Below are 7,496 nucleotides of genomic sequence, written 5' to 3'. Positions count from 1 at the left end.
GGTGATCCAGCCCGGCGGCTCCATGCGCGACGACGAGGTGATCAAGGCCGCCGACGAGGCCGGTCTCGCGATGGTGTTCACCGGCTACCGGCATTTCCGGCACTGACGACTGCGTGCGGACCCTCGGGCCCGCACACTGCGCCAGCGCTTAGATCAGTTCGCCGCGAAGCAATAAAAGAGCCCCGCGCCGCCGGTGCTCTTCAGGGCGTCCTGGCTGCACCCGCCCGGTGACGCATGGGACGAGTTCCAGGACTTGGCCGGCGGCGACTCGTCAAGGCCTGCGCGGTCGTGGTGCCCGAGCATGGCGGCGCCGTCGGCGCCGCTTTTCGTCCAGTTGCCGCAGGTCATGTCCTGATTGCCGGCGAAGGCCGTGCCGTCGGGCTGCGTCCCGGTCAGCATGTCGTGCTCGTTCGGCTGGTCGCCGCGGCCCTTCACCGGCTCGCCCTTCTCGGTCAGGGCCGTCTGCTTGGTGAGATTGTTGCCGGGCCCGTGCAGGTTCGCCACATCCTTGGCGATCACGACACCCTTGGCGTTCTGCCACGGACCGCGCCCGATGCGGTCCTTCGCATTGACGGCCGTGCCGCCGCCCGCGCTTTGAGTTGAGAGATACGCCCGCCAGATCTTCCCGCGAATGCCGGCCGCTTCGGCCAGGGATTGGCAATGCCGGTCCGCCCCCTCGAGCCCGCCGAGATCCGCGCCCTTGCCGGAGCCGACGCTGGTGACGAAGAACGTGGTGTCCTGGGCGCTCTGCGCCAGAGCGGAACCCGCAGGTAAGAGGGCGAGCCACCCGATTGCGGCCAAAAGCCTGCCACCATTCACAACGCGCATTGTTTCCTCCGTGATGGATTGAGGACCGCCCTTGTTCGAGACGGACGGTTTCAGAGACAATCCTGACAGGAGAATCATTCCCTCCTCACGGCGCTTTTCGAGGGCGAAACGGGACCCTTCGGGATGGGGTGGCCCGTCAGGCCTTCTGGCGCAGATGCTCCACTAATTGTCGCGCGGAAGGCGGCAGGTCCTTGAGGGACCGGATGCAGAGGGTGAGGTCCCGGGCGGCCCAGGCATCCTCCAGCTCGACCGGCACGATAGCCGTGCTGCGGGCGGCGCGGCGGGCGGTGGTTTCGGGCACGATGCCCAGGCCCACCCCAGCCTCCACCATGCGGCAGACCGCGTCGAAGCTGCGCAGCTGCACCCTGAGCCGAATGGGCTTGCCGATCCGCGTCGCCTTGCCGGCGAGGAAGCGCTGGAGGGCGCTCGCCCGGTCGAGGCCGACGAAATCGTGCTCCAGCACCTCGGCGAACGGGATTTCGACCCGGGTCGCCAGAGGATGGCCCTTCGGCACCACGAGCACGAAGCGGTCGCTGCGGAACGGGTAGGTCTCCAGCCGGCCCGTATCGACCGTGCCGGCCACGATGCCGAGATCCCCGACCCCTTCGGCGATCAGGCCCACAATCTCGTCGCTGAGCCGCTCCTCCAGGTCGATGGAGACGTGCGGATGCTCGGCCAGGAAGGCACCCAGGGCCTCGGGGAGGAACTCCGTGAGGGCGTTGGTGTTCGAGAGGATCCGGATCTGGCCCGACAGCCCGCCCGTATAGGTGCCCAGATCCTCGCGCAGGCGCTCGGCTTGGGCGAGGAGGGCGCGGGCGTGCTGGAGCAGGGTCCGGCCGGCGGGCGTCGGGGTCACCCCCGCGCGGGTCCGCAGGAGCAGGGGGGCACCGAGGGATTTTTCCATGTTGCGGATGCGGGTGCTCGCCGCCGCCAGCGCCAGATGGGCCCGCTCGGCCCCGTGGGTGATGCTGCCGGCCTCGACCACGTGGCGGAAGAGGCTCAGGTCCGTCAGATCGAATTGCATCGGTATCCTTCGTCAACTGCGAAGGGAGATAAGAATAATTAAAAATTGTGCGATAAGCGACCCTATAGCAAACTTCGCGGCCGACGAAGTGTGCCTGCCGCCGTCCACCCGGCATAAGGCGCATTGCGGTGTTGCCGCGCTTCCATTACGAACCGTTCCAAACTACGGGCGGCCGACGTCGCCGATCAGGAGTGAACACCATGGCTGAGGCGAAAGTGGCCCCGCGGCCCCTGTCCCCGCATCTTCAGATTTACCGGTGGAGCTGGACGATGGCGATGTCCGTCGCCCACCGCATCACGGGCATCGCCTTGTACGGGGGCATCGCGCTCTTCGCCATCTGGCTGGTGGCCCTGGCCTCCGGGCCTTCGGCCTTCGATGCCGTGCAATGGTTCTTCGGCTCGCCCCTCGGGTACCTGATCCTGTTCGGCTACACCTGGATCCTGATGCACCACATGCTGGGCGGCGTGCGCCACCTGGTGTGGGATTTCGGCTACGGCATGGAGCCGGAGCAGCGCATCAACATGGCCCGCTTCACCCTCGTCGGCTCGATCGCGCTCACGCTCGCGATCTGGGTCGTCGCCTTCATCGCCTTCTAAGGAGCCGGATCCATGGCCGACAACAGGGCTGATACCCGCGTTTCCATGCGCACCCCGCTCGCCCGCGTGAAGGGCCTCGGCGCCTCCGGGCACGGGGTCGAGCATTGGTGGATCCACCGCGTCACGGCGGTGTCGAACGTCCCTCTCATCATCTCCTTCGTGATCATCGTCGCGGCGCTGGCGAATTCTCCGTCCTACCAGGACGCCATCGCGATCATCTCGCACCCGCTGGTGGCGATCATTCTCATCCTCGCGGTGATCTCGGTCGTGAACCACATGCGGCTCGGCATGCAGATCGTCATCGAGGACTACGTCCACGACAAGGGCCCGAAGATCGCGGCCGTCATCGCGAACAATTTCTACGCCGTGATCGTCGGGGTGGCCTGCCTCTACGCCATCCTCAAGGTCAGCCTCGGCCGCATCTTGCTTTAAGGAATTCACACATGGCTCAAGCAACGAACGGCGCCGCCGTCAACGGCAAGGCCTATACGATCATCGACCACACCTTCGACGTGGTGATCGTGGGCGCGGGCGGCGCGGGTCTTCGCGCCACCGTCGGCTGCTCGCAGGCCGGGCTGCGCACCGCCTGCATCACCAAGGTGTTCCCCACGCGCTCTCACACGGTGGCGGCGCAGGGCGGCATCTCCGCCTCCCTCGGCAACATGGGGCCGGACGATTGGCGCTGGCACATGTACGACACCGTGAAGGGGTCGGACTGGCTCGGCGATCAGGATGCCATCGAGTACCTCGTGCGCAACGCGCCGGCCGCCGTCTACGAGCTGGAGCACTGGGGCGTTCCCTTCTCCCGCACGGCCGAGGGCAAGATCTACCAGCGTCCCTTCGGCGGCATGACCACCGATTTCGGCAAGGGTACCGCGCAGCGCACCTGCGCGGCCGCCGACCGCACGGGCCACGCGATCCTGCACACGCTCTACGGCCAGGCGGTGAAGAACCAGACCAACTTCTTCATCGAGTATTTCGCCCTCGACCTGATGATGGATTCCGACGGCCGCTGCGTCGGCGTCGTGGCGCTCAACCAGTCCACCGGCGAGATCCACCGCTTCCGCGCCCACATGACGATCCTCGCCACAGGCGGCTACGGACGCGCATACTTCTCCGCGACGTCGGCCCATACCTGCACGGGCGACGGCAATGCCATGGTGCTGCGCGCCGGCCTGCCCCTGCAGGACATGGAATTCGTGCAGTTCCACCCGACCGGCATCTACGGCTCGGGCTGCCTCATCACCGAGGGCGCGCGCGGCGAGGGCGGTTACCTCACCAATTCGGAAGGCGAGCGCTTCATGGAGCGCTATGCGCCGTCCGCCAAGGACCTCGCCTCCCGTGATGTGGTCTCGCGCGCCATGACCATGGAGATCCGCGCCGGTCGCGGCGTCGGCAAGAACAAGGACCACATTTATCTCCACCTCGACCACCTCGATCCGAAGATCCTGCACGAGCGCCTGCCGGGCATCTCGGAAAGCGCGAAGATCTTCGCGGGCGTCGACGTGACCAAGGAGCCGATCCCGGTCCTGCCGACCGTCCACTACAACATGGGCGGTATTCCCACGAACTATCACGGCGAAGTGCTGACCCTGAAGAACGGCAACCCGGACACGGTGGTGCCGGGCCTGATGGCGCTGGGCGAAGCAGCCTGCGTGTCCGTGCACGGCGCGAACCGCCTCGGCTCGAACTCGCTCATCGACCTCGTGGTGTTCGGCCGCGCGGCCGGCCTGCGCTGCGCCGAGATCCTGGAGCCGAACGCCCGTCACGCGGACCTGCCCAAGAGCGCCGACGAGCTCGCGCTCTCGCGCCTCGACAAGTTCCGCTACGCCAACGGCTCGACCCCGACTGCGGAGCTGCGCCTCCAGATGCAGAAGACCATGCAGAACAACTGCGCGGTGTTCCGCACCGGCGAGGTTCTGGAAGAGGGCCGCAAGCTCATCCACGACGTGTGGAGCGCATCCGCAGACATCAAGGTCACGGACCGCTCGCTGATCTGGAACACCGACCTCCTCGAGACGCTGGAGTTCGACAATCTGATCGGACAGGCCGTCGTCACCATGGAGGGTGCGGCGAACCGCGAGGAATCCCGCGGCGCCCATGCCCGCGAGGACTTCACCGAGCGCGACGACAAGAACTGGATGAAGCACACCCTGGCATGGCTCGACGACACCTCCCACAAGGTGACGCTCGATTACCGCCCGGTGCACACCTACACCATGTCGAACGACATTCAGTACATCGAGCCGAAGGCTCGCGTGTACTAAGGCAGCGATGCGTGGTGAAAAAGGGCTGCATGCTTGTGATTGGTTTCGCGCTGCTTTGCAGCGTGGCCCATGCGCAACCTATCAATCCTCAGAAGAGGATCATTGGGTGCTGGGACAATGGCCAAGCGGGCAGCGCTTATTCAAGCCTTTGCTTCAATGAGAATGGGAGCATGTCTCACAGCAATCCTACTACTGAGGGGGCTTACCGCTTCTCTGGTAAAACTCTTGCAATGAGTGTTGTGAGTTTTGGGGCATTTCCTGCTGCTAGTGGCAGCACGACCACATGCGGCTTTACGTTCGATCCGACACCTAACCGCAGCAAACAAGCAGGGCGCACGGTAACTGTCAGCTGGGCGCGAGCCGGAAGCTGGCTCAAGCTGACTGATTGCGCTTTATCCGGAACGTGGCTCAAGTCATGCGACAAGCTTGAGAGCGCTTACGGAACGTGTCCTCGAAAAACAAACATTACCGCTTACTGATAGAGTTAGCAGGCAACACATGGCTCAGTTCACGCTTCCCAAGAACTCCAAGTACACCGAAGGCAAGGCCTGGCCGAAGCCGGAAGGGGCTTCCAACGTCCAGGAATTCCGCATCTATCGCTGGAATCCGGATGACGGCGCCAATCCGCGCATCGACACCTACTACGTCGACCGGGACGATTGCGGCCCGATGGTTCTCGATGCGCTGCTCTGGATCAAGAACAACGTCGATTCCACGCTGGTCTTCCGCCGCTCCTGCCGCGAGGGCATCTGCGGGTCCTGCGCCATGAACATCATGGGCGGCAACACGCTGGCCTGCACGCTGGGCATCGACGATTGCGCGTCGGACTCGATCAAGATCTATCCGCTGCCGCACATGCCGGTGCTGAAGGATCTGGTGCCGGACCTGACGAGCTTCTTCGCCCAGCACGCCTCCGTTGAGCCCTGGCTCCAGACGGAGACGCCCGCGCCGGAGACCGAATGGCGCCAGACGCCGGAGGAGCGCTCGAAGCTCGACGGCCTCTACGAGTGCATCCTCTGCGCCTGCTGCACCACATCCTGCCCGAGCTATTGGTGGAACGGCGACCGTTTCCTGGGCCCGGCAGCCCTGCTCCAGGCCTATCGCTGGCTCATCGACAGCCGCGACGAGAACACCGGCGAGCGCCTCGACAACCTGCACGATCCGTTCCGGCTCTATCGCTGCCACACGATCATGAACTGCGCCAACACCTGCCCCAAGGGCCTGAACCCGGCCAAGGCCATCGCCGAGGTCAAGAAGATGATGGTCGCACGCGTGGTGTAACCGGACAAAAGGCCTAGCGCGCCTTGCGCGTTTTATTGTAACACTCCGGGGATGGGATGATATCCATGCCCGGAGTTTTTTATGCCGGCCCTGCTTGCGATTATCGGCGCCCTCGGGGCTGCCGCCTTCTGGTACTATCGTCTGCGCGATGTGGGGCACGCCGCCCACGAGGTGCTTGATGCCGCGCAGCGCGCGCGTGGCGCCTACCGGCGGAAGCGGTTTCGGCACAAAGCCGAAAGCTCGCCCATCGAGGCCGTCGATGATCCCGCTGCGGCGGCAGTCGCGATGCTCATCGCGCTGGCTTCCGAGCGCGGCACCTTGAGCCCTGCGGCGGAACGGGCGATCAAGGCTGAGATGGAACAGGTCATAGGCCTGTCTCCCGTGGATGAGGTCTTCACCTTCGCCAAGTGGGTGGCCGATCACGCGACCGATTCCAACACCTTGTCGCTCCGGTTCTCCAAGTTGTGGCTGGAGGCCTTGCAGCCTTCGGAGCGGATGGATCTCCATGCCATGGCGGCGCGCATCGCCGCCATCGACGGAGAGCCGACTCCGATCCAGGTCAACTGCCTCAAAATGCTCAAGGATCGTCTCGCCTTGACTCGAAGCTAATCTCTGCCATTTGACGGTAGCCCGCCCTTCTAAATCCAAAGAGTAAAGCACCTGCCGCGATGATGATGAAAAGTCGTTATGCTCTGACTGCCGCTCTGTGCTCCGCCCTGGCGCTCGGCGCGTGCTCCTCGACCCGCCTCGGCGGTCCGCCGACCCGCGGCGCCGCGGCGGCGACGATCACGGAGGCTCCGCCGGTCGAAGCCGTGCCTTCGGCGCCCATCGAGGCATCTCCGCTGCCGCCGATCGCCGGCGCGCCCATCGCTCCCGACATGACGGCACCCCCGGCCGGTGGGACTGAGATCGCCGGCCTGCCGCCTGCGCCTCCTCCGCCGACCATCGGCGGGCCGGCCGCCTCGCCCGCTCCCGCCGCGGCGCCGACGAGCCGCACCGCCATGGTGGGCAACTGGAGCGTCCAGACCTCCGGCGGCTCCTGCCGGGTCCAGCTTTCGAGCACTCCCGCGCTCGATCTCTACCGTGCCTCCGCGTCCGGCTGCTCCAACCAGGATCTGTCCAAGGTCAACGCCTGGGATTACCGCGACGGCGAGGTTTACCTCTACCAGACCGGCGGCTCCGTGACGGCGCGCCTGCGTGGATCCTCCTCGTCCCTCAGCGGCGTTCTTGCCAAGTCCGGGGCACCGCTCAGCCTGACGCGCTGAAGCCAAGGGCGGGACTTTCCTAAATTCAGTCAATGAACCTCCACGTCATGGCCGGCCTTGTGCCGGCCATCTCGATTGGAAGGGCGAGGCGCTTCAAACCATCAGGATCACCGGCACAAGGCCGGTGATGATGTAGTGGGTAAGCGGTCGACCAAGCTTTGAGAGTTGGCCGTTTTTCCAGCGTCACCACTCTCAAGATATTTGCGCTCCAAGGCGGGGAGGGGTATCGGTCTTC

General features: G+C 65.1%; 8 protein-coding genes. 6 read left to right on the top strand and 2 right to left on the bottom strand.

The annotated features are described in order from the left end of the window. Positions 1–153 precede the first annotated feature (153 nt). Both OC446_RS08040 and OC446_RS08035 read right to left on the bottom strand, forming a co-directional pair. Positions 154–828, bottom strand: a complete 675-nt coding sequence (locus OC446_RS08040; protein ID WP_262028518.1) for a hypothetical protein — start codon at positions 826–828, stop codon at positions 154–156. Between the two features lie 136 nt (positions 829–964). Further along, entirely contained in the window at positions 965–1,852 is an 888-nt protein-coding gene (locus OC446_RS08035) for a LysR substrate-binding domain-containing protein (protein WP_262028517.1), read from the bottom strand. Between the two features lie 200 nt (positions 1,853–2,052). Between OC446_RS08035 and sdhC the strand changes: the two genes are divergently transcribed. The 6 genes from sdhC (at position 2,053) to OC446_RS08005 (ending at position 7,261) form a co-directional block, all read left to right on the top strand. After that, complete coding sequence (gene sdhC, locus OC446_RS08030) at positions 2,053–2,448, top strand: succinate dehydrogenase, cytochrome b556 subunit (protein WP_262028516.1); 396 nt, start codon at positions 2,053–2,055, stop codon at positions 2,446–2,448. Positions 2,449–2,460: 12 nt separating this feature from the next. Then, the gene (gene sdhD, locus OC446_RS08025) at positions 2,461–2,880 is read left to right on the top strand and encodes a succinate dehydrogenase, hydrophobic membrane anchor protein (protein WP_262028515.1); all 420 of its coding nucleotides are present in this window, start codon (positions 2,461–2,463) and stop codon (positions 2,878–2,880) included. An 11-nt stretch (positions 2,881–2,891) separates the two neighbouring features. Then, entirely contained in the window at positions 2,892–4,715 is a 1,824-nt protein-coding gene (sdhA, locus tag OC446_RS08020) for a succinate dehydrogenase flavoprotein subunit (protein ID WP_262028514.1), read from the top strand. Between the two features lie 498 nt (positions 4,716–5,213). Beyond that, on the top strand, positions 5,214–5,996 hold the full coding sequence (locus OC446_RS08015; RefSeq protein ID WP_262028513.1) for a succinate dehydrogenase iron-sulfur subunit: 783 nt from the start codon (positions 5,214–5,216) through the stop codon (positions 5,994–5,996). A gap of 81 nt (positions 5,997–6,077) precedes the next feature. Beyond that, complete coding sequence (locus OC446_RS08010) at positions 6,078–6,605, top strand: hypothetical protein (RefSeq protein WP_262028512.1); 528 nt, start codon at positions 6,078–6,080, stop codon at positions 6,603–6,605. Between the two features lie 59 nt (positions 6,606–6,664). Continuing rightward, complete coding sequence (locus OC446_RS08005) at positions 6,665–7,261, top strand: AprI/Inh family metalloprotease inhibitor (protein WP_315986485.1); 597 nt, start codon at positions 6,665–6,667, stop codon at positions 7,259–7,261. The last annotated feature ends 235 nt before the right edge of the window (positions 7,262–7,496 follow it).

Source organism: Microvirga sp. Mcv34 (assembly GCF_024519725.1).
Lineage (GTDB): Bacteria > Pseudomonadota > Alphaproteobacteria > Rhizobiales > Beijerinckiaceae > Microvirga.
The sequence above is the reverse complement of the archived record's forward strand: the minus strand, read 5'-3'. Positions and strand labels throughout refer to the sequence as shown.